Source organism: Streptomyces sp. NPDC041200 (genome assembly GCF_055591805.1).
On record NZ_JBVIZF010000029.1, the window covers coordinates 23,887 to 44,033 of the forward strand.

The 20,147-nt window shown below is 72.7% G+C and carries 18 protein-coding genes and 3 pseudogenes; 11 read left to right on the forward strand and 10 right to left on the reverse strand.

Features of this window, described 5'->3' with window-relative positions; all coding sequences use genetic code 11:
- Window positions 1–16: 16 nt before the first annotated feature.
- Window positions 17–1,117, reverse strand: coding sequence for an alpha/beta hydrolase-fold protein (locus tag ACZ6CL_RS34695; protein WP_468943342.1), 1,101 nt, complete (start codon window positions 1,115–1,117; stop codon window positions 17–19).
- 98 nt (window positions 1,118–1,215) lie between these two features.
- Between ACZ6CL_RS34695 and ACZ6CL_RS34700 the strand changes: the two genes are divergently transcribed.
- Both ACZ6CL_RS34700 and ACZ6CL_RS34705 read left to right on the forward strand, forming a co-directional pair.
- Window positions 1,216–2,793 (forward strand): amidohydrolase, encoded by a 1,578-nt coding sequence (locus tag ACZ6CL_RS34700; RefSeq protein ID WP_468943345.1) that lies wholly within the window; start codon window positions 1,216–1,218, stop codon window positions 2,791–2,793.
- Entirely contained in the window at window positions 2,790–3,299 is a 510-nt protein-coding gene (locus tag ACZ6CL_RS34705; RefSeq protein WP_468943347.1) for a GNAT family N-acetyltransferase, read from the forward strand. Before ACZ6CL_RS34700 ends, ACZ6CL_RS34705 begins: the two co-directional genes overlap by 4 nt.
- 4 nt (window positions 3,300–3,303) lie before the next feature.
- Here the strand turns inward: ACZ6CL_RS34705 and argB are convergent, their stop codons facing one another.
- Window positions 3,304–4,185, reverse strand: coding sequence for an acetylglutamate kinase (gene argB / locus ACZ6CL_RS34710; RefSeq protein ID WP_468943349.1), 882 nt, complete (start codon window positions 4,183–4,185; stop codon window positions 3,304–3,306).
- Window positions 4,186–4,641: 456 nt separating this feature from the next.
- Window positions 4,642–5,562, reverse strand: a complete 921-nt coding sequence (locus ACZ6CL_RS34715) for a LysR family transcriptional regulator (RefSeq protein ID WP_468943353.1) — start codon at window positions 5,560–5,562, stop codon at window positions 4,642–4,644.
- 118 nt (window positions 5,563–5,680) lie between these two features.
- On the opposite strand from ACZ6CL_RS34715, the pseudogene ACZ6CL_RS34720 reads away from it, so the two are divergent.
- Both ACZ6CL_RS34720 and ACZ6CL_RS34725 read left to right on the forward strand, forming a co-directional pair.
- Window positions 5,681–6,013, forward strand: a pseudogene (locus ACZ6CL_RS34720) (FAD-binding oxidoreductase); the annotation flags it as partial.
- Between the two features lie 170 nt (window positions 6,014–6,183).
- A complete protein-coding gene (locus ACZ6CL_RS34725; protein ID WP_468943356.1) occupies window positions 6,184–6,687 on the forward strand; it encodes a GNAT family N-acetyltransferase in 504 nt (167 codons plus the stop codon).
- A 36-nt stretch (window positions 6,688–6,723) separates the two neighbouring features.
- Here the strand turns inward: ACZ6CL_RS34725 and ACZ6CL_RS34730 are convergent, their stop codons facing one another.
- A complete protein-coding gene (locus ACZ6CL_RS34730; protein ID WP_468943359.1) occupies window positions 6,724–7,980 on the reverse strand; it encodes an ROK family protein in 1,257 nt (418 codons plus the stop codon).
- A gap of 227 nt (window positions 7,981–8,207) precedes the next feature.
- Between ACZ6CL_RS34730 and ACZ6CL_RS34735 the strand changes: the two genes are divergently transcribed.
- The 5 genes from ACZ6CL_RS34735 to ACZ6CL_RS34755 are packed head-to-tail and all read left to right on the forward strand — an operon-like array spanning window position 8,208 to window position 13,433.
- The gene (locus tag ACZ6CL_RS34735) at window positions 8,208–9,560 is read left to right on the forward strand and encodes an ABC transporter substrate-binding protein (RefSeq protein ID WP_468943361.1); all 1,353 of its coding nucleotides are present in this window, start codon (window positions 8,208–8,210) and stop codon (window positions 9,558–9,560) included.
- The gene (locus tag ACZ6CL_RS34740; protein WP_468943363.1) at window positions 9,557–10,531 is read left to right on the forward strand and encodes a carbohydrate ABC transporter permease; all 975 of its coding nucleotides are present in this window, start codon (window positions 9,557–9,559) and stop codon (window positions 10,529–10,531) included. The genes ACZ6CL_RS34735 and ACZ6CL_RS34740 overlap by 4 nt, the downstream gene beginning before the upstream one ends.
- Window positions 10,528–11,385 (forward strand): carbohydrate ABC transporter permease, encoded by an 858-nt coding sequence (locus ACZ6CL_RS34745; protein ID WP_468943366.1) that lies wholly within the window; start codon window positions 10,528–10,530, stop codon window positions 11,383–11,385. Before ACZ6CL_RS34740 ends, ACZ6CL_RS34745 begins: the two co-directional genes overlap by 4 nt.
- A gap of 6 nt (window positions 11,386–11,391) precedes the next feature.
- Window positions 11,392–12,423 carry a Gfo/Idh/MocA family protein gene (locus ACZ6CL_RS34750; RefSeq protein ID WP_468943442.1) on the forward strand — a complete coding sequence of 344 codons (1,032 nt, stop codon included), beginning with the start codon at window positions 11,392–11,394 and terminating at the stop codon, window positions 12,421–12,423.
- Complete coding sequence (locus ACZ6CL_RS34755) at window positions 12,420–13,433, forward strand: Gfo/Idh/MocA family protein (protein WP_468943369.1); 1,014 nt, start codon at window positions 12,420–12,422, stop codon at window positions 13,431–13,433. Before ACZ6CL_RS34750 ends, ACZ6CL_RS34755 begins: the two co-directional genes overlap by 4 nt.
- Window positions 13,434–13,506: 73 nt before the next feature.
- Here the strand turns inward: ACZ6CL_RS34755 and ppk2 are convergent, their stop codons facing one another.
- The 4 genes and pseudogenes from ppk2 to ACZ6CL_RS34775 form a co-directional block, all read right to left on the reverse strand.
- Complete coding sequence (gene ppk2 / locus ACZ6CL_RS34760) at window positions 13,507–14,400, reverse strand: polyphosphate kinase 2 (protein ID WP_468943372.1); 894 nt, start codon at window positions 14,398–14,400, stop codon at window positions 13,507–13,509.
- Window positions 14,401–14,417: 17 nt separating this feature from the next.
- Window positions 14,418–14,651: a hypothetical protein gene (locus ACZ6CL_RS34765; RefSeq protein WP_468943374.1), complete on the reverse strand. Its 234-nt coding sequence runs from the start codon at window positions 14,649–14,651 to the stop codon at window positions 14,418–14,420.
- Window positions 14,652–14,678: 27 nt separating this feature from the next.
- A complete protein-coding gene (locus ACZ6CL_RS34770; protein WP_468943377.1) occupies window positions 14,679–15,833 on the reverse strand; it encodes an inorganic phosphate transporter in 1,155 nt (384 codons plus the stop codon).
- A gap of 80 nt (window positions 15,834–15,913) precedes the next feature.
- Window positions 15,914–16,477: pseudogene (locus tag ACZ6CL_RS34775) on the reverse strand (LysR substrate-binding domain-containing protein); the annotation flags it as partial.
- A gap of 14 nt (window positions 16,478–16,491) precedes the next feature.
- On the opposite strand from ACZ6CL_RS34775, the pseudogene ACZ6CL_RS34780 reads away from it, so the two are divergent.
- Window positions 16,492–17,115: pseudogene (locus ACZ6CL_RS34780) on the forward strand (amino acid ABC transporter ATP-binding protein); the annotation flags it as partial.
- Window positions 17,116–17,161: 46 nt separating this feature from the next.
- Window positions 17,162–18,322 (forward strand): NAD(P)/FAD-dependent oxidoreductase, encoded by a 1,161-nt coding sequence (locus ACZ6CL_RS34785; RefSeq protein ID WP_468943379.1) that lies wholly within the window; start codon window positions 17,162–17,164, stop codon window positions 18,320–18,322.
- A gap of 12 nt (window positions 18,323–18,334) precedes the next feature.
- Here ACZ6CL_RS34785 and ACZ6CL_RS34790 read toward each other — a convergent pair whose 3' ends face one another.
- Together ACZ6CL_RS34790 and pip are read right to left on the reverse strand one after the other, a co-directional pair.
- A complete protein-coding gene (locus tag ACZ6CL_RS34790; protein WP_468943382.1) occupies window positions 18,335–19,039 on the reverse strand; it encodes a DUF2470 domain-containing protein in 705 nt (234 codons plus the stop codon).
- A 114-nt stretch (window positions 19,040–19,153) separates the two neighbouring features.
- Complete coding sequence (pip, locus tag ACZ6CL_RS34795; RefSeq protein ID WP_468943384.1) at window positions 19,154–20,116, reverse strand: prolyl aminopeptidase; 963 nt, start codon at window positions 20,114–20,116, stop codon at window positions 19,154–19,156.
- Window positions 20,117–20,147: the final 31 nt, after the last annotated feature.

The following is a 20,147-nucleotide window of genomic DNA, read 5'->3' on the forward strand; positions in this document are numbered from 1 at the left end:
GTGACCCGGGGCTCCGTCAGGCGAGCGCCCAGGCGACATCCCTGAGCAGGGCCTGCCGCCAGCCCGCCCGGTCGTGGCCGGACGCCGACCGCGCCACGCGTACGGTCGCGCCGGACCGTGCCATCAGGGTCTCGGTCACCTCGCAGTGGGGGAGCATGCTGGTCTCGTGTTCCCCCACGTCGAACGCGACCCGCAGGCCCGACAGGTCGGGGCGCTCCCGCAGGCGTGCGGCGACGGTGCCGCCGACCGGGCCGCCCAGCGGGTCCGGCAGGTCCAGGGCGCCGGGTGTCCACCAGAACGACCCCGACTGACAGGCGACGCGGGACACCAGGTCCGGGAACTCCAGCGCCGCGTACACCGCGCTCAGCCCGCCCAGGCTCTGCCCCGCGACCACCAGCCGGTCCAAGTCGGCGGGTACGCCGGACTCCGCCACCAGCGGCAGCAGTTCGTCCCGGATCGCCTCCCACAGCCCGGGCGCGCACCCGAACTCGGCCTCCCGGTCCTTGACCGGAAGGAAGACGAGCGTGACGGCGGGCATCTCGCCACTGGCCACGGCCGAGTCGAACGCGGTCATGGCCGGGTGCAGATACAGCCAGTCGTCCCCGTCGAGCAGCAGGACCACGGGCCCGCCACCGCCCACCGGGTGGACGCGCACGGTGCGCCGCCCGCCGAGCCGTTCGCTGTTCCAGCGGATCCGGGCGCGCGGGACGGGCAGTACGTCGGCGGCGCCGATGACGGGCCAGTGCGGCTGGGCCGGGGCGTCCGGGGTGGCGGCGATGGACCGGTCGCCACCGGCGCCGACCGGGTTGAACGGGTCGGCGTGGGCCTCGTCGTCCACGAGGAACTGGTAGGTGACCCGCAACCGCGCGGGCATGCCCACCTCGGCGTACCAGCAGTCCGTGTCGGCCCACCGGCGCAGGGGCACCGGCTCCGACCAGCTCTCGAAGCCGATGGTCGCCGGGGACCCGCGCCACAGGAACAGGGTCACCCAGCCGCCGTCGCCGTCGGGTATCGACGCGGGCGCCCCCGCCGCCGCCCAGAACTCCTCGGTGCCCGGCGTGCCGGGCAGTCCGAACTCGACGAAGGCGGTTTCCCTGCCGGTCGTGCCCAGGCGCATGAACGTCTCCTTGTGAGAGGGGAGGGACACGGATAAGCTCCTGCCAATTAGGCGAGCCTAACCTAACTTTGGTGTTCACCGCGGGAGAGTCCTGTCCGATGCTCTGCACCAGACTGACGAACGCACGTTTCCTCACCATGGACCCCGACCACCCCGTCGCCCATGACCTGGGCGTGTGGCGGGGCCGGATCGTGGGCCTGGACGAGGCCGTGACCTCCTTGCCCGCCCGCGAGGTGATCGACCTCCAGGGCGCCACCGTGCTGCCCGGGTTCATCGACGCCCATGTGCACCTGGCCTGGACCGGCTTCCAGCAGAACACACCGAGCATCGCGGGGCACTCGCGGATCGACGAGGTGCTCGCCCTCGTGGAGGAGGCCGTCACCCGCGAGGGCTCGCCCGGCGCCTGGGTGAGCGTCGCGGGCTACGACCAGCGGGCCCTGGGCCGCCATCTGACCGCCGCCGAACTGGACCGGGTCAGCCAGGGACGCAAGGTGTTCCTGCTGCATGAATCCGGGCACGGCTGCGTCGTCAACTCCGCCGTCCTGGACCTGCTCCCCGCCGACCTCCCGCACGAGAACGGCTTCCTGACCGAGGGCGCCATGGGTGCCGCCCGCGCCCTGCGCCTGCCGTACGCGCAGACGGAACTGGCCGAGGCGATCGGGCGCGCCGCCCGGACCTGCCTGGCCGAGGGCGTCACCGCCTGCGCCGAGGCGGGCATCGGCGGCACCCTCTTCGGCCATAGCCCGGTCGAGCTGGGCTCCTATCAACTCGCCCAGGAACAGGGCCTGTTGCCACTGCGCGTCCAGCTCATGGTGTCCGCCGACCGGCTGCGCCCGGCCGCCGCGCACCCGGCCGACGGCATTCCCCGCGCCCTCGACCTCGGCCTGCGCACCGGATTCGGCGACGCACGGCTGTCCGTGGGCGCGCTGAAGATCTTCACCGACGGCGGGATGATGGCCCGGACCGCCGCACTCAGCAGCCCGTACGAAGGGCTGGACCACAGCGGTGAGGTGCAGGACGACCCGCGGGTGCTCGCGGACACCATCGTGGACGGCCACCTGGCCGGGTGGCAGCTCGCCGTCCACGCGATCGGCGACCGCGCGGCCGACATCGCTCTGGACGCCCTGGAACGGGCCCAGCGCCTCCGTCCGCGCCCCGCCGCCCGGCACCGCATCGAGCACGCCGGGCTGATCCGTCCCGACCAGCTCCCGCGCTTCGCGCGGCTCGGCGTCAGCGCGGTCGTCCAGCCCAGCTTCCTGCGCTACTTCGGCGACGACTACGCGGCGATCATGGGCGCGGATCGGGCCCCCTGGTTCTATCGTGGCAGGGCGTTCCTGGACCACGGCATCCCCCTCGTCGGCAGCTCCGACCGCCCCGTGGCCGATGGATCCCCGCTGCGGGCCATCCAGTTCATGGTCGAGCGCGCCTCCGAGTCCGGCCAGGTCATCGGCCCGGACGAGGGCATTACCGTCGACGAGGCGCTGCACGCCTACACGGTGGCGGGCGCGTACGCCTGCCACTGGGAGGACAGCCTGGGAAGCCTCACCCCGGGCAAGCTCGCCGACCTGGTCGTGCTCGGCGACGACCCCCGGTGCGCCGAGACCTCGCGCATCGGCGACATCGACGTGGTGGCGACGTATGTCGGCGGCCGCGAGACCGGGACACCGGCGCTGTGAGCGGGATATCCGCGGTCGCCGAGGTGCTGCCCGCACCGACGCCGTCCGTGCGCACGGCCCGTCAGGAGGACGCCGCCGAACTCGCCGCATTATCCCGGCCCTTCGTGCGCTCGGGCGCGCTGCGGGAGCGCCCTGACACGCTCTACGCCACCCACGCGGCCGACTTCCTCGTGGCGGAGGCCCCGGACGGCACCGTGGAGGGCTGCGTGGGCCTGCGTGTGCACCGAGCCGACCCGGGAGCGGGCCGCGGGCCCGCGGGCGTCGTGTACAACTTCTGCGTGGCCGGGCGGCGGCAGGGGAGCGGAGTGGGGGCGGGGCTCCTGCGCGCGGTGCTGGCCAGGGCGCGCGCCCAGGCGCTGGACGCCGTGTTCACGGCGACGACCGGCGGTGGCGGCCTGTTCCTCCGGTACGGATTCATGACCACGCCGGTGCGCCTGGCGCCCGCGTCCTGGGTGGCGTCGCTGGACCCCCGGCGCGATGCGCGGGTCCTCGGGCGGATCTTGTGACCCGTCATACGGCGGCGCTTTTGTCGCGGTCCGTGTCGTGGTCCCTGTCGTGGTGCGGGCTGTGGTCGAGTACCACGGTGGTGCCCTGGCCCGGTTCGCCGAGAACACCGCGCACCACCGCGTGCGGCACCCGGCCGTCGAGGACGTGTGCGCGGCGTACGCCGCCGCGGACGGCCCGCAGGCAGCCCTCCATCTTCGGCAGCATCCCGCTCGCCAGCCCCGGCAGCAGTTTGTCCAGCGCGTCGGCCGTCAGCTGCCGGATCACCTCGGTGCTGTGCGGCCAGTCCGCGTACAGCCCCGCCACGTCGGTGAGCATCACCAGCCGCTCGGCGTCGAGGGCCACGGCCAGGGCGGACGCCGCGAGATCGGCGTTGACGTTGTAGACCTGCCCGTCCGCGCCGCGCGCCACGGGGGAGACCACCGGGATGTGGCCCTTCTCCATGAGCGTGCGCACCATGCCCGGGTTCACGTCCACGACGTCGCCGACGAGCCCGATGTCCACCGGCCGTCCGTCCACCCAGGCGGGCCGCCGCACGGCGGTCATCGTGTGCGCGTCCTCGCCCGTCATCCCTACGGCGAAGGGCCCGTGGGCGTTGATGTGGCCGACCAGCTCTCGCTGGACCCGGCCGGACAGGACCATGCGGACCACATCCATGGCCTCCGCCGTGGTCACCCGCAGTCCCGCCTCGAACCGGGTCTCCAGGGATAATCGGTCGAGCATCGCGCTGATCTGCGGTCCGCCCCCGTGGACGACGACCGGCCGCAGGCCCGCGCGCCGTAGCTCCACGACATCAGTGGCGAACGCGCGCTGCAGGCTCGCGTCCACCATGGCGTGACCGCCGAACTTGATGACGACAGGTCTCATCTGTGTCCCCGCCCCGTTCATGAGGTGCGTTCAGCCGGCCTTGCCAAGATTTTGTTAGCTTAGCCTAACCTCAATCAGGGGTGGCTGTTACGTCGTACGGTTCCGCGTGCGCCGCCGGTGCCCGCTGACGTCGGGGCGGCCGACGTGGCCCGCCGCGCGCTGGAACTCGCCCAGCCAGACCTGCGGGACGTGACTCCGCACCGCCTCGACCACCGGCCCCTGGGTGGGGGCGGAGAGGGTGACACGGTGGCGCAGGCGGGGAAGGCCGGGGCGCGGCGGTTCCTCGTCGCGGACCAGGGTCCACAGGTGGGGGTCGTCCCGGTCGATGGGCCCGGCGGGATACAGCTCGAGGGAGTAGACGACACGCCACTTTGGGCAGGCGGGCAGCCCGGTGCGGTTCGGCCACGGCGGGGCCAGACCGCGATGGCGGAGCGGCTGGCGTCGGCATCGAAGGGGGCAGCGGCCCGGTAGCGGGGACTACGGCGCGGGCGCCTCGACCGGGTGCAGATACGGCTCGTCACCGGGCACCGCGCGCCGCAGCGTGTCGAGCACCGTGCCGAGCAGGGGGTTGGTGTTCTCGTCGCGGTGCAGGGCCATCACGTGGCGGTGCGCGGACCGCTGGGTGAGCCGGGTGGCCTGGATCGCCTCGCTGGGCGCGTGGCCGAGCGCCGGGACGACCGCCACGCCGAGCCCCGTGGACACCAGCTCCCGTACGACGTCGTAGTTGTTGCTCCGGAACGCGACCTCCGCGTCGAACCCGGCGGACGCGCACAGCCGGACCAGCGAGAGCGCCCCGGCCGTGCCCTCCGCGCTGGTGATCCAGCGCGCCTCGGCCAGCTGGGGAAGGCTCGCCCCCAGGCGGCTGTCCGTGGCCCGCAGCAGGACCAGGTCCTCCCGCAGCAAGGGGTGACGGGCCAGCCCGTCCGGCCACTGCCGGGGGCTGAGCCCGTACTCGTAGACCAGGGCGATGTCCAGGTCACCGCTGGTGAGCAGGGCGAGGAGATCCTCCGGTTCGCCCTCCTCCAGCTGGATTCGCGCCCGGGGGTGGGTTTCGGCGAGTGCCGACAGCGCGGTGGGCACCAGCCGGACGCTCGCGGTCGGGAAACTGCCCAGCCGCAGCCGCCCGGTGGCACCGGTGGCCAGCTCCCGCACCTGCTGGTCCAGGTCGTCCAGGGCGGCCAGGGCCCGGCCGCTGAGGTCGACCAGGCGGTGGGCGGCGGCGGTCGGCCGGATGCCGTGCGCCTCCCGTTCGAACAGGACCAGACCGGTCTCCTTCTCCAGGGCCGAGATCTGCTGCGAGATGGCGGAGGCGGTGTAGCCGAGGTCGCGGGCCGCGACGGCGAACGATCCGCTGCCGACGACGGCCTTCAGGGTGAGGAGATGCAGGGGCTTGAGCAACGCGGCTCCTCGCGTAGGTGAGGGGGAGGGGCGGACGGGCCACCAGGAGGGTAAGGAATGCTTGCCCTCCTCCGTCAAGACCGTCGCCCTGCTGGTGCTTGTGGAGCGTCCGCACCCCCTCGATCCGCGGGGGCGCACCGCGACCGTGGAGCCGGGTATCGTCCTGGACGACCTCCAGTCGGCCGCCGCCGGGCACGGCCTGCTGTTCGGCGCGGCGTAACCTCGCGGTGCTGCGCACCGAGTTGGGGCGTTTCCCGCGCCAGGTGTCGGGCTACGCGCTGGAGCATCTGCTGCCCGAACGCCGCTTCCACCTCGCCAGGGCGCTGGTCGGCAGCGAGGGCACCCTGGTGGTCGTCCTCTCCGCGACCGTCCGCCTCACCCGCGCCCGCGCGCCCTGGTCGTGCTCGGCTACGAGGACACCTGCGCGGCCGCCGACGCGGTGCCCGCCCTGCACGCCACCTCGGGCTTCGGCGCCGACAGCACACTGCTGCACCGCATGGGCGTCGACAACACCATCCTCGACGCGGGCTGCCCGCGCCCTCGGCTGAGACTGCCGGACCGGTGCCTGCCGAAGGTAGGCTGCCGCGACGGTATCGCCCACCGCGAGGAGGCCTGAAGGCAGTGCTCACCACCCCGCGCCTCCGGCTGCGCCCACTCACCGAGGCCGACGCCGACTGGTGGGTACGTCTGCACGCCGACGACGAGGTGAACCAGTTCGTCGGCGCCTACACCCCCGACCAGGCCGCGGCACGTCTGCGCGACATCCACCAGCAGTGGGCCCAGCGCGGACACGGGCTCTGCGCCGTCGAACTCGCCAGTACCGGCGAGGCGATCGGGCGCTCCGGCCTCAACTGGTGGGAGCAATTCGGCGAGACCGAGATCGGGTGGACCTTCGCCCGGGCGCACTGGGGCAACGGCTACGCCAGCGAAGCGGCACGCGCCGTCCTGGCGTGGGGCTTCGGCCCCCTCGGCCTCAAGCAGATCACGGCCATGATCCACCACGGCAATACCGCCTCCGCCACCCTGGCCGGCCGTCTGGGATTCACGCCGTTGCGCGAGGACACCGTCCTGAACCGTCCCTGCACCGTGTACGCGCTGAGCCAGGACGACTACACCGCACGGTGAAGCGGACCCCGCTGGAGCACGCTGGCGGGCCCCCGCTCAGTGCGGGGTCAGGCTGGTGGGGCGGGTGCGCAGCACGGCCTCGACGGAGGAGAGCGCGAGGCGGACCGCGCCCGTGATCACGGCCTCGTCGCCGAGGGCCGACAGCCGCCAGCGGGGCGGGTCCACGAGCAGGCCGTCGGCGTGCCGCTGGGCGGCGCCGAGGAGCAGCTCGGCGGCGGGCAGCAGATCCCGGTCGCCGAAGGGACCGGTGCCGAGCACGACCAGCGCCGGGTCGAGCGCGAGCAGGACCGGGGCGATGCCGTCGGCCAGCCGCTGTCCGTAGGACGCGACGGCCGCGGCCGCGTCCGGGTCACCCGCGGCCGCGTTCCGCACGGTGAGGGACGCCTGCGGCGGCAGGCCCGGGCGCGGGGGTGCGGGCTCGCTGGGAAGGACGGGAAAGTGGATGAAGCCGATCTCACCGGCCGCCCCGTGGTGACCCCGCAGCAGCCGCCCGTCCGTGATCACGCCCGCGCCGAGCCGCTCACCCAGCAGCACGAAGATCATCTCGTCGGTGTCGCCGCCCACGCCGCGCCATCGTTCGCCGAGCGCGGCGAGGTTGGCGTCGTTCTCCACGGTCACCGGGCAGTCGAGCTGGTCGCGCAGGACGCCGACGATGTCCGCCCGCGCCCAGTCCTTGAGGTTGTCGGCCTGCCGGATGGTGAGGTTGTCCCGGTCGACCAGGCCGGGGGTGCCGACCGTCGCGGCCCATACCCGCCGGGTGTCGGCGCCCGCCCGGCCGATCGCGGCATCGACCGCCGTCGTCACGGCGCGGGCGCGGGCGCGGCCGGTGAGGTCGGCGCGCACCGCCTTGCGCTCGATGGCCACCGCGCTGCCGTCCAGATCGGCGAGGCAGGCGGTCACCGACCGGGCCCGTACGTCGACGCCGATGACGAAGCCCGCGCGGGCCCGGAAGCGGAACCGGCGGGCCGGACGGCCGGGGGAGCGCCGGCCCCGTGCGGACTCCGCCGCGGCGGTCTCGATGAGGCCGCAGTCGGCCAGCTCGTCCACGATGGCCTCGACCGTGGGGCGGGACAGCTTGGTGGCCTTGACCAGCTCGGACAGGCGGGGGTGGTACTCCGCCGAACGGACGGCGGCCAGGATGGCGGCCGCGTTCGTGGCGCGGAGGTCCGCCACGCCCACCACCGCCGGCATGGGCGGGCCCGGCTCCGCGCCCTGGTCCACGGGCCAGCGCGTCTGCGGGACGGCGGCGGTGGCCGGGGACGCGTCGTCGCGGCCTCCGCGACCCCTGGACATGACCAAAGGATTCAGCCTCCTGGTGTCGGCCCCGGTTGCCCGGCCCTGGCATCGGCCCGGCGATCGACCTCGTAACGGCTCTTGACGCGTCGGTGTGCCATGCCGATTATGAAACGAAACTGCTTTATTAAATCACGCCCTGCTTCCCCCGCACAGGGCCCCGCCGCGCCCCCAGCGACCCCTCCGCGAAGCCCGGCATCTCCTCCTCGCCGTCTCAGGAGACCCCCGTGAGACCCACCCAGTCACCCCTGTCCTCCACCGCCCTGTCCAGACGGGCCTTCCTCGCTGCCACCGGCGTGGTCGGCGCCTCCGCCCTCGCCGCCTGCGGCAGCCTGACGCCCGGCTCCTCCGCGAAGAAGAGCAGCGCCGGGCCCGCCTCCACCGCCGTGCCGACCGGCAAGAAGCTCACCCTCGTGCTCGCCGACGCGGACGACACCACCATGACGCCGGGCCTGGTCAAGGCCTTCATGGCGAAGTACCCCAACATCACCATCAAGCGCCAGTACACCGGCTGGGACGACTACCTCAAGAGCATCAACACCACGATGTCCGCGGACACCGCCCCCGACATCGCCCAGTTCACCTCCGGGATGCAGAACCTCGTCCGCGGCCGGCTGCTGCTCGACATGGGCGCGTACAGCCGCGCGTACGGCTGGCCGAAGAAGTTCCCGGGCCTGGACCAGATCACCTTCTCCGACGACGGCAGGACGGTCGGCACCGGGCAGCTGTACGGAGTGCCCGCCGGGCTGTCCTTCGAGGGCGTGTATTACAACAAGGCGAAGGCCCGCAAGCTCGGGCTGCGCTTCCCGCCCGCCACCGTGGACGACCTCGAGAAGATGTTCGCCAAGGCCAAGGCGGCCGGGGAGACCGCGCTCGTCGAAGGAAACCTCGACGGCGGCCTCAACCACCCCTTCAACGTGCTGCTCTCGATCTTCATGAAGCCCGCAGACCGCGAGGCCTGGGCCTTCGGCCACAAGGGCGCCACCATCACCGGACCGGAGGCGCTCAAGGCCGCCAGGACGCTCAAGCGCTGGGTCGACGAAGGCTACGTCACCGCCAAGACCAACGGGCTCAGCGACAACGACGCCACCGCCGCCTTCGCCAAGGGCCAGGGAGTCTTCCGCATCAGCGGCAACTGGGCCGCGGCGGCCGTCGCCAAGGGCCTCGGCGACGACGCGGGCTACGTCAACGCGCCGCCCGCCACCCGGGGCGCCCCCGTCCGCACCACCGGCGCCGGGGTCTACTACTGCGTCTCCAGCAAGAGCGACAACCCCGACGTCGCCGCCGCCTTCCTGGAATTCGCCGCGAGCAAGGGCGCCGCGCCCGTCATCGCCAAGGGCGGCTTCATGGCACCCGACGCGGCCGCCATGCCCCGCCAGAGCGGACTGATCGGCGAGGTGCAGCAGGGCTGGCAGGGCATCGTCAAGGACTCCGGGCTGGAGCCGTTCATCCAGAACGCCTCCACCACGACCATGGCCGACACCCTCACCACGCAGCTCCAGCTGCTCGCCGGGGGCAAGGTCAGCGCGGAGAAGTTCCTGGCCAACCTCCAGCAGGACTACGAGAACTACCACGCATGACCGCCACCGAACGCCTCGCCACCGGAGCCCACCGCCGCCCCCGCACACCACACCGTCCGCGTCCCCGCCCGCACACCGCCGGGGCCGTGACGACCGGCGCGGGCAGACGGCGCCGCCGCCGGGCCGTGGCGCTGCTGTACGTCCTGCCCGCCCTCCTCCCGTACACGCTCTTCGCCGTCCTCCCCGCCCTGCACACCGCCTACCTGTCGCTCTTCGACTGGGACGGCGTGACCCTGCCGTCCTTCGTCGGCCTCGACAACTACCGGCGGGTGTTCGCCGATCCGCAGCTGCGCGCGGCGTCCTGGCACGCGGGCGCGCTCATCGTGTTCTTCTCCGTCCTGCCCATCTGCCTCGGCCTGGTCTCGGCGGCCATCGTCTCCCGCCGCACCGGCCGCGGCACCGCCCTCATCCGGGCGCTGCTCTTCCTGCCCCAGGTCATCCCGCTGGTCGCGGTCGCCATCATCTGGCGCTGGGTGTACGCCGAGGACGGCACCCTCAACCAGGGGCTGCGCGCCATCGGCCTCGGAGGGCTCGCCGACTCGTGGCTGGGCAGCTTCACCTGGGCGCTGCCCGCCGTCGGGCTCATCGGCACCTGGGTCGTCTCCGGTCTGTGCATGGTCCTCTTCCTGTCCGGGACCCAGCGCATCGACCAGGAGATCTACGAGGCGGCCCGCATGGACGGGGCGGGTCCGATCCGCGAATTCCGGTCCATCACCGTCCCGCTGCTGCGGCCCGAGATCGCGGTCGCCCTGTCGATCACCGTGATCGCCGCGCTCTCCAGCTTCGACCTCATCTACATCACCACCGGCGGCGGCCCCGGCAACACCACCGTCGTCCCCGGCATCCTCATCTACCGCCTCGCCTTCGGCGGCGGCGCCGTCGGCCTCGCGAGCGCCCTGGCCGTCGTCCTCACCGCCGTCATCTCGGTGGCCGTCCTCGTGATCAACCGGCTCGCCAGGGAGGCCCCGTGACCAGCGCCGCCACCGTGAGCGCCACCGCCACCGCCCGTCCGGCCGCCAGGGGGCTCGCGGCGCCCGCCGTGCTCGCCGTGTTCCTGGCCGTCGTCCTGATCCCGTTCCTCTCCCTGCTGCTGGCCGCGCTCCAGCCCGCCGGTACGCCGCTCACCGGCTTCGCCTGGCCGAAGGGCATCCACCTGGAGAACTTCGGCCACGCCTGGTCCGCCGCCGGATTCGGCACCCTGCTGCGGTCCAGCGCGGTGATCGCCCTCAGCGTGGTGCCCGCCGCCGTCGTCTGCGCCACCCTGGCCGGGTACGCGCTCGCCACCATGGAGGTCCCCGGCCGCGGCAAGCTCTACGCGTACCTGCTGCTCGGCCTGTCCATCCCGGTCGAGGTCACCGTCATCCCGCTCTACTACGACCTGCGGGCCATCGGGCTCACCAACACCGTGCCGGGCCTGGCCCTCGCCGAGATCGGCGCGTTCATGCCGTTCGGCGTGTTCTGGATGCGGGCGCACTTCGCGACCATGCCGCGCAGTCTCATCGAGGCCGCCCGGCTGGACGGCGCCTCGTCGTGGGCCACGCTGTGGCGGGTGCTGCTGCCCAGCTCCCGCCCGGCCGTGACCACCCTCGGCGTCCTCTACTTCGTCTGGAGCTGGAACCAGTTCCTGCTGCCGCTGGTCCTGATCCAGGACCCGAGCCGGCGCACCGCGCCCGCCGGACTCGGCCTGTTCACCGGCCAGTACGAGGTCGACATCCCGCTCCTCGCGGCGGCCACGCTGATCGTGATCGCCCCCGTCGTCCTCGTCTACCTCTTCTTCCAGCGGCACTTCATCAACGGAGTGCTCAGCGGCGCCCTCAAGGGCTAGACGCCCATACAGGCTTACAGGCTAGGAAAGTCCATGGCAGAACTCGACATCGCGCTGATCGGCGCGGGCGGCATCGCCCGCACCCACCTGCCCGCCTGGGCCGCGCTCGGCGCCCGCGTACGCGTCTACGCGCCCGACCCCCACACCGCCACGCTCGCCCACGAATTCGGCGCCACCACCGCCGACTCGCTGCACGACGCGATCAGTGGCGCCGACGCGGTGGACATCTGCACCCCCACCGACACCCACCACGACATCGCGCTGGCCGCCATCGCCGCGGGCACCCACGTCCTGTGCGAGAAGCCCCTCGCACTGAGCGCGGCCGACGCCGAGGAGATGGCGGACGCCGCCGACGCCGCCGGGGTGCGGCTCTACCCCGGACACGTCGTGCGCTACTTCCCCGCCTACGCCCGGCTCCGCACCGCCGTCGCGGACGGCGAACTCGGCCGGGTCGCCGTCGCCCGCTTCACCCGCACCGGCCGCTACCCCACCTGGAGCCGCTGGTTCGCCGACCCCGCCCGCTCCGGGGGCATCCTGATCGACCAGATGATCCATGACCTGGACATCGCCCGCTGGCTGTTCGGCGAGGTCGTACGGGTCCACGCCTACCAACGCGGCCACTTCACCGCCCCCGCCCCGGCCGGGGCGGTCGCCACCGGAGGCGCGGTCCTCACCCACGAGGGCGGTGTCATCACCCAGGTCGTGGGCGTCTGGGCGCCCCCGGCCACCCGGTTCCGCACCACCTTCCACGTGGCCGGGACCGGCGGGACCGTACGCTACGACTCGCTCGCCGCGCCCGGCCTGCGCGTCACCGGCACGCTGGCCGAGGAGGACGGCATCCCGGCCGGTGACTTCGGCGAGTCCCCCTACCTCACCCAGATACGCGAGTTCGCCGAGGCGTTCGCGGGCGGCCCGGCGCCCCGGGTGAGCGCCCGCGACGGCGTGGCCGCCGTCCGTATCGCCGAGGCCGCGGCGCTCTCCGCCCGCACGGGCCGCGCGGTCGAGCTGACCGCCCCCAAGGAAGGAGCCACCACGTGAGGGTCGCCGTACTGTCCTTCGCCCACGTCCACGCCGCGACCTACGTCGAGCTGCTGCGCGACCGCGACGGCATCGACCTGATCACCGCCGACCCCGACGCCCCGCCCGGCGACCCCACCCGCGGCCGCGCCCTCGCCGACGGGCTCGGGGTGCCGTACGCGGACAGCTGGGACGAGGCCTTCTCCCCGCCCCCCGACGCGGTCGTGGTGTGCAGCGAGAACGCCCGCCACCGGCCCCTGGTCGAACGCGCGGCGGCCGCCGGTGCCCAGGTGCTCTGCGAGAAGCCGCTCGCCACCACGGAGGCGGACGCCCGCGCCATGATCGACGCCTGCGCACGCGCCGGGGTCGGCCTCATGACCGCCTACCCCGTACGGTTCAGCCCGGCCTTCGCCGCCCTCCACCGCTCCCTGGCCGACGGCTCCCTCGGCGAACTCGTCAGCGTCCACGGCACCAACAACGGCACCAACCCCGCCCGGATCCGCCGCTGGTTCGCCGACCCGGCCCTCGCGGGCGGCGGCGCGGTCATGGACCACACCGTCCACCTCGCCGACCTGATGGACGTCCTGCTCCACGGCGAGCAGGCCGCCGAGGTCTACGCCCAGGCCAACACCGTCCTCGACGCCGGCTCGCCCGTCGAGACGGCGGGCCTGGTCACCATCCGCTACCCGAGCGGCGCCGTCGCCACCATCGACTGCAGCTGGAGCCAGCCCCCGGCCCACCCCACCTGGGGAGGGCTGACCCTGACCTGTGTGGGGGAGCGCGCCATCGTCGAGTTCGACGCCTTCCCCCGGCTGCTCGGCGGCTTCGACTCGGTGGACGGCCGCGCCCGCTGGGAACCCGGTGGCACCGACCTGGACGCGGCCATGCTGGACGAGTTCCTCGACGCCGCCCGCACCCGGCGGCGCCCGAGCCCCGACGGCCAGGCGGGCCTGCGCACCCTGCGCATCGTGCTGGCCGCCTACGACTCGCTGCGCACCGGCCGCCCCGCCGCCGTCGCCGCACACCGGTGAGGCCACGCCGAAGGGGCCCGGCCACTTCCCCGCGGGCCGGGCCCCTTCGGCGTGATGGTGCCGTCAGCGCGCGTCAGCGCACGTCTTCGCCTTCCTCCAGCAGACCCGCCGCCGCGCCCACGACGCGCGGATCGGCGCTGCCGACCACTTCCGCGTCCTTGTCGGCGTAGTCGAAGCGGGCGAGCACGCTGCGCATGGCCTCGACGCGGGCCCGCTTCTTGTCGTTGCTCTTGACCACGGTCCAGGGCGCGTGATCCGTGTCTGTCTCGCGGAACATGGCGACCTTCGCGGCGGTGTAGTCGTCCCAGCGGTCCAGCGAGGCGAGGTCCATCGGGCTGAGCTTCCACTGCCGTACGGGGTCCACCTGGCGGATCGTGAACCGGGTGCGCTGCTCGCCCTGGGACACCGAGAACCAGAACTTCACCAGGTCCACGCCGTCGTCCACGAGCATCCGCTCGAACATCGGCGCCTGGCGCATGAAGCGCTGGTACTCGTCCTCCGCGCAGAAGCCCATGACCCGCTCGACACCGGCCCGGTTGTACCAGGACCGGTCGAAGAGCACGATCTCGCCCGCGGTCGGCAGATGCTCCACGTACCGCTGGAAGTACCACTGGCCGCGCTCGCGCTCGGTGGGCTTCTCCAGCGCGACGACCCGTGCGCCGCGCGGGTTGAGATGCTCGGTGAAGCGCTTGATCGTGCCGCCCTTGCCCGCCGCGTCCCGGCCCTCGAAGACGATGACGAGACGGCGTCCGGTCTCCTTGATCCAGCTCTGCAGCTTCAGCAGTTCTATCTGCTGCAGCCGCTTGTGCCACTCGTACTCCGGGCGCTCCATGCGCCGCGTGTACGGATAGTTCTCCCGCCAGGTGTCGACCGGGCTTCCGTCCGGCCGGATGAGTACGGGGTCGTCGTGGTCGCTGTAGTCGACCCGCAGGTCGGCCAGCTCGGACAGCAAGGGCGATGTCGTCATCCGGTCCTCCTTCCGCCTCAGTGGAACTGCGGCACGATCAGATAGATTCCGTACGCCACCACGGCCGCGCACGCGGCGAAGCACAGGCCGGCCTGGGTGAGGCCGAGGGTGGACCCGGTGCCGTTCCCCTCACGGGCCGCCTCGACGCGGGCGAGGCCCAGGACGCCGAGGGCGAAGACGGTGACCACGGCGACGGTGACGCCGACGCTCACCGCGCCGACCTGACCGAGTGCGTTCCAGTCGAGATGCATCGTTTTAACTCTCCGGGATTCAGTGGCTCATGCGGCCGTGCCGACCGCGGCGGGCGGCTCGGTGCGGATGGTGACCTCGTGCGCGTCGTTGACGTTCTTCGCGTCCACGGGGTTACGGCGCGAGAGGAGCACGATGCCCCCGGCGAGGGCCGCGCCGACCAGGGCGACGACCGCCGCGCCGATGTCGCCGCCGTTGGTGACCACGCTCGCGGAGACGCCACCGACCACCGCGGAGGCGGGCAGCGTGACCATCCAGGCGATGACCATGCGGCCCGCGACGCCCCAGCGCACCTCCGCCAGCCTGCGGCCCAGGCCAGCGCCGAGGATGCTGCCGGAGGCGACCTGGGTGGTGGACAGGGCGAAGCCGAGGTGCGCGGAGGTGAGGATGACCGTGGTGGAGGCGGTCTCGGCGGCGAAGCCCTGCGGCGACTGGATCTCGGTGAGGCCCTTGCCCATGGTGCGGATGATCCGCCAGCCGCCCAGGTAGGTGCCGAGGCCGATGGCGAGCCCCGCGGAGGCGATCACCCACAGCGGCGGACCGGCGTCATGGCCGAGCGCGCCCGCCGAGATCAGGGTCAGCGTGATGACACCCATGGTCTTCTGCGCGTCGTTCGTGCCGTGTGCGAGGGAGACGAGCGAGGCCGAGGCGATCTGACCGATCCGGAAGCCCTTGGTCACCGACTTCCTGCGGGCGCGGTCGGTGAGCCGGTACGCGAGATAGGTGGCCAGCAGCGCGGCGACACCGGCCACGAGCGGCGAGGCCACCGCCGGGATCAGCACTTTCTCGATGACCTTGTCGAAGTGCACGCCATGCGCGCCCGCCCCGACCCACATGGCCCCGATCAGTCCGCCGAACAGAGCGTGCGACGAACTCGACGGCAGCCCGACCAGCCAGGTCAGCAGATTCCACAGGATGGCCCCCACCAGCCCGGCGAAGATCATCCCTGGCGTGACCAGAGTATCGTCGACGATGCCGCCGGAGATGGTCTTGGCGACCTCGGTGGACAGGAAGGCACCGGCGATGTTGAGCACCCCGCTCACCAGAACCGCCGTTCTGGGGGTGAGCGCGCCGGTGGCGATGGAGGTCGCCATCGCGTTCGCCGTGTCGTGGAATCCGTTGGTGAAGTCGAAGGCGAGCGCCGTGACGATGACGACCGCCACCAGGAAGGTGATGTGGGCCATTCCTGTATGCAAACAAGCTCAGGCCAATGCCCGGCGAACGCGTGGCAAAGGAAGTACAAGGCCATGCACATAGGTGGGCTTCAGCGGGTGACCGTGGGGCACTCCCCGGCGCCCCGCTCGGGCAGGGCGGCCGCGGCGGTGTGCAGGAGGGCGAGGGCCTGGGGGAGGAACGGGTTGGGGTCGCTGGTGCGGCGGGTGGCATAGACCCGGCGGGTGTGGGTGGGGTCGGTGAGCCGGACGAGGTGGGTGCCGGAGGCGTCGGGTGAGGCGGAGGTGTCCGCGATGGCGAGTTCCGGTGCGATCGCCACTCCCAGGCCCTGCCGGACCAGCTCGTAGGGCAGGTTGTAGTCGTTCGTGCGGAAGAGCACCTCGGGCAGGAAGCCACCGGCCGCGCAGATGTGGCGCAGGCAGCGGGCGGCGTCGGTGTCCTCGTGGTAGCTGATCCAGCGCTCGTCCCGCAGATCGGCGAGGCGGATGTGCCGCCGTCCGGCGAGCGGGTGCCCGGCGGGGAGGAGGACGTAGAGCGGCTCTTCCCGCACCAGCGTGTGGTCGAGACCGTCGGGCCAGCTGTGCGGCACCACGCCGTACTCGAAGATCACGGCGAGATCCAGCCGCCCTTCCACCACCGCGGGCACGGTGACCTGCGGGTCGCCTTCCGCTGCGCTGCATCAACCACCTGGAGACCATCGACCGGGGACGCCTGTACGTGCGGGGCGAACTCGTCGGCTACGAAGAGCGGGACGGCAGGCTCCACGAACTGAGCGACAAGGCCGTCTCCCGGCGCCGCCGGGGCATCGGCATGGTCTTCCAGCGCTTCAACCTCTTCCCGCACATGACCGCGCTGGAGAACGTCATCGAGGCCCCCGTCCAGGTCAGGAAGGAGCCGAAGGAACGGGCCCGGATACGTGGCGCGGAACTCCTCGACCGCGTCGGCCTCGCCGACAAGACACACAGCTACCCCGCTCAGCTCTCGGGAGGCCAGCAGCAGCGGGTGGCCATCGCCCGCGCCCTGGCGATGCGGCCCGAACTGATGCTGTTCGACGAGCCCACCTCCGCGCTCGACCCCGAACTCGTCGGGGAGGTGCTGGAGGTGATGCGAGGGCTCGCTGAGGACGGCATGACCATGGTCGTCGTCACCCACGAGATGGGCTTCGCCCGCGAGGTCGGCGACTCGCTGGTGTTCATGGACGACGGCGCCGTCATCGAGACCGGCCCCCCGGCGGACGTGCTGAGCGACCCGCGCCACGAACGCACCCGCGCGTTCCTCAGCAAGGTGCTCTGAGAACCCCGGCCAGCTCCTCCCTCTCCCCACGACCGAAGGAGTCTCCATGACCCGTGCCCTCGTCATCGGCGCCGGAGTGATCGGCGCCGCCACCGCCCACCGCCTGGCCGAGGCAGGTGTGGGCGTCACCGTGCTCGACGCGGGCGGCCCCACCCCGGGCACCTCCAGCGCCACCTTCTCCATCGACGTCACCCACCTGAAGACCCCCCACTCCTACTTCCTGCTCAACCAGCGCAGCGCCGCGCTCCACCGGGAACTGGAGCAGGAGATCCACACCCGCACGGGAGCCCCCGGCTGGCGCCACCCCGCGCCGCTCGTCCAGTGGGGCCACACCGAGGAGGAGCAGCGCACCCTCCGCGCACGGGCCGAGCGGCTCGCCGACTGGGGCCACCCCTGCCGCACCGCGGACCCCGGCGAACTGCGCACGCTCGCGCCCGCCGTCGACCCCGCCTCGTGCCGGGCCACCGAACTCGTCGTGCACGACGACGCCACCTGGTACGACGCCCCCCTCCTCGCGCGCACCCTCCTCGACCGGGCCGCGGCCCTGGGCGCCGACATCCGCTACGACACTCCCGTCACCGCCCTGCTGCGGGACGGTGAACGGGTACGCGGCGCCGAGGCGCGGGGCCGCCACTTCGAGGCCGACCACGTCGTCAACTGCGCGGGACCCGACGCCGGACGCGTCGCCGGACTGGCCGGGATACGGCTGCCGCTGCGCCAGATCCCCGGCCTGGTGGGCGAGTCCGTCCCCCTCGCCGAGCCGCTGCGCGCCATTGTCGCCACCCCCGGCGTCGATCTGCGCCCCGCCCCGGGCAACCGGGTCTGCGCCATCTCCTGGCCGGTCGACGCCCTCCTCGCCCCGACCCCGGCCACCCAGGTGCCGCCCGAAGCGGATCTCCTCGGCCGGTGCGCCGAGATCCTGCCCGCCTTCCGCGCCCTGGCGGGCACCCGGATCGGAGTCCGCCCCGTTCCCGAAGACGGCCTCCCCCTGGTCGGCCCGCACCTCGACGCGCCCGGCCTCTACACCATCGCCACCCACAGCGGTGTCACCCTCGCGCCGCTCCTGGCCGCCCTCGCCGCCGGGGAACTCACCACCTCCGCCCCCGACCCCGCCCTGGCCCCCTACCGCCCCGACCGCGACACCTCACGGCCCATCCGCGACGAGAGCCTGGCCGTGATGAGCGGCCACCGCACCGAAGCCGGTTGACGCGCCGGTGGCTCAGGCCAGCAGGTTGCCCGTGTGGGAAAGGCGGCGCGCCGTGGTCAGGAGGGCGTGGATCTGAGGTCCGGCCTGGTTGATGTCGGTCACGGCCGTTTTGAACGGCAGCCGCACATCGTGGTGCGTACGGGGGTATTCGAGGCGCAGGGTGAGGCCGTAGCGGTCCATCGCCACCGGGAGGGCGCGCACCATGCCCTGGTCCGGGTGCGGGTGGACGAGGCGCAGCAGCAGGGGGACGAGTTCGCTGTGGTCGTCCACGAGGTGGGTCAGCATGCTCGCCTCGCTGGTCGCGATGGGGTCGAGCGGTGCCGCCTGCAGGGTGTGGAGGGTGACGTAGTCGCGTCCGTCGGCGTCTTCGAGGACCGCCTGTCCGAACTCCAGGCAGGTGCTCTCGGTGGCCTCCGCGTCGTACGGAGCGGACAGCAGCCCGGTCACCGTGACGCGGGCGCGGAGGCGGTCGCGTACGGGTGTGGGGGCGATGTCGGTGAGTTCCAGCCGGACCGGCACGCGCATCGTCGTCTGGGCCTCGGCGCCCTCGTACGGCGGGTGGAGGTGGAAGTGGCCCATCGCCCCCGTGCCGTCGAGACGGCGTACTTCGGTGTGGATCCCGTCGCTCACCACCGACATGGAGTGGGCGGCGGCGAGGATCGACCGGACGCGCTCGGCGGCGGTCGGGGTAGTGGCGCGGGGGGTGAAAGGACGCATCCGGGGGCTCCAGGCGCGGATAGGACGGACACCAAGCGAACGACTTAGGTATGCCTAACCTAACTTACGAGCCGGGATCCGGGTAGTCCCGAGGGGTGCGTGGGGGAGGGGTCGCTACCCGTTCCTCCCGAAACGGGCGATCGCTTCCAGGATCGCGTCCCGCATCGTGGGACTGCCTGTGTGCCCCGAGTCGTCGATCACCTTCAACTCCGCGTCCGGCCACGCCTTGGCCAGCTCCCACGCGGTCTTCAGCGGACTGCCCAGGTCGAGCCGCCCATGGATCAGCACCGCCGGGATCCCCGCCAGCCGGTGCGCGTCCCGCAGCAGTTGACCGTCCTCCAGCCAGGCGTCGTGGGCGAAGTAGTGCGCGCAGATCCGTACGAAGGCCATCAGCGCGTCGTCGGACTTGTCGCTGTAGTAGCCCGGACTGCCGAGCACCTCGTGGGCGATGACCGCGTCCTCCCAGGTGCACCAGTCCCGCGCCGCCTTGGCCCGGACCGCCTCGTCCGGGCTGTTCAGCAGCCGGTCGTAGGCGGCCACGAGATCGCCGCCGCGCTCCAGCGGTGGCAGCGCGTCGCGGAACGCCTCCCAGGGGCCGGGCAGCAGGCGTCCCACGCCCCGGTAGAGCCAGTCGGTCTCCTCCGGCCGGGTCGTGGTGACGCCCGCGATGACGATCCCGGAGACCCGCTCGGGGTAGCGCTCGGCGTAGGCCAGGATCAGCGTCGAGCCCCAGGAGCCGCCGTGGAGGAGCCAGCGCTCGATGCCCAGGTGCTCGCGCAGCCGCTCCATGTCGGCGATGAGGTGGTGGGTGGTGTTGTGTTCGAGGCCGACCGCCGGGTCTGAGGCGTGCGGTCTGCTCTCACCACAGCCGCGCTGGTCGAACAGGACGACCCGGTAGACCTCGGGGTCGAACAGCGTGCGGCTGCCACGCCGCCCCCCGCTGCCGGGGCCGCCGTGCACGCACAGCGCCGCCTTCCCCTCGGGGTTGCCACTGGTCTCCCAGTAGATCTGCTGGCCGTCGCCGACGTCGAGGAGTCCGTGTGCGTCCGGTTCGGTGGGCGGGAAGGGCTGGGCCATGGCGGTCTCCTCCTGCTGGGCGCGGCGGACA

Coding starts and splice junctions, on each gene's coding strand:
- ppk2 (WP_468943372.1), bottom strand. CDS start 14,400: ATGACGACATCGCCCTTGCTGTCCGAGCTGGCCGACCTGCGGGTCGAC.
- pip (WP_468943384.1), bottom strand. CDS start 20,116: ATGGCCCAGCCCTTCCCGCCCACCGAACCGGACGCACACGGACTCCTC.
- ACZ6CL_RS34790 (WP_468943382.1), bottom strand. CDS start 19,039: ATGCGTCCTTTCACCCCCCGCGCCACTACCCCGACCGCCGCCGAGCGC.
- ACZ6CL_RS34700 (WP_468943345.1), top strand. CDS start 1,216: ATGCTCTGCACCAGACTGACGAACGCACGTTTCCTCACCATGGACCCC.
- ACZ6CL_RS34740 (WP_468943363.1), top strand. CDS start 9,557: ATGACCGCCACCGAACGCCTCGCCACCGGAGCCCACCGCCGCCCCCGC.
- argB (WP_468943349.1), bottom strand. CDS start 4,185: ATGAACGGGGCGGGGACACAGATGAGACCTGTCGTCATCAAGTTCGGC.
- ACZ6CL_RS34695 (WP_468943342.1), bottom strand. CDS start 1,117: ATGCGCCTGGGCACGACCGGCAGGGAAACCGCCTTCGTCGAGTTCGGA.
- ACZ6CL_RS34785 (WP_468943379.1), top strand. CDS start 17,162: ATGACCCGTGCCCTCGTCATCGGCGCCGGAGTGATCGGCGCCGCCACC.
- ACZ6CL_RS34765 (WP_468943374.1), bottom strand. CDS start 14,651: ATGCATCTCGACTGGAACGCACTCGGTCAGGTCGGCGCGGTGAGCGTC.
- ACZ6CL_RS34770 (WP_468943377.1), bottom strand. CDS start 15,833: ATGGCCCACATCACCTTCCTGGTGGCGGTCGTCATCGTCACGGCGCTC.
- ACZ6CL_RS34730 (WP_468943359.1), bottom strand. CDS start 7,980: ATGTCCAGGGGTCGCGGAGGCCGCGACGACGCGTCCCCGGCCACCGCC.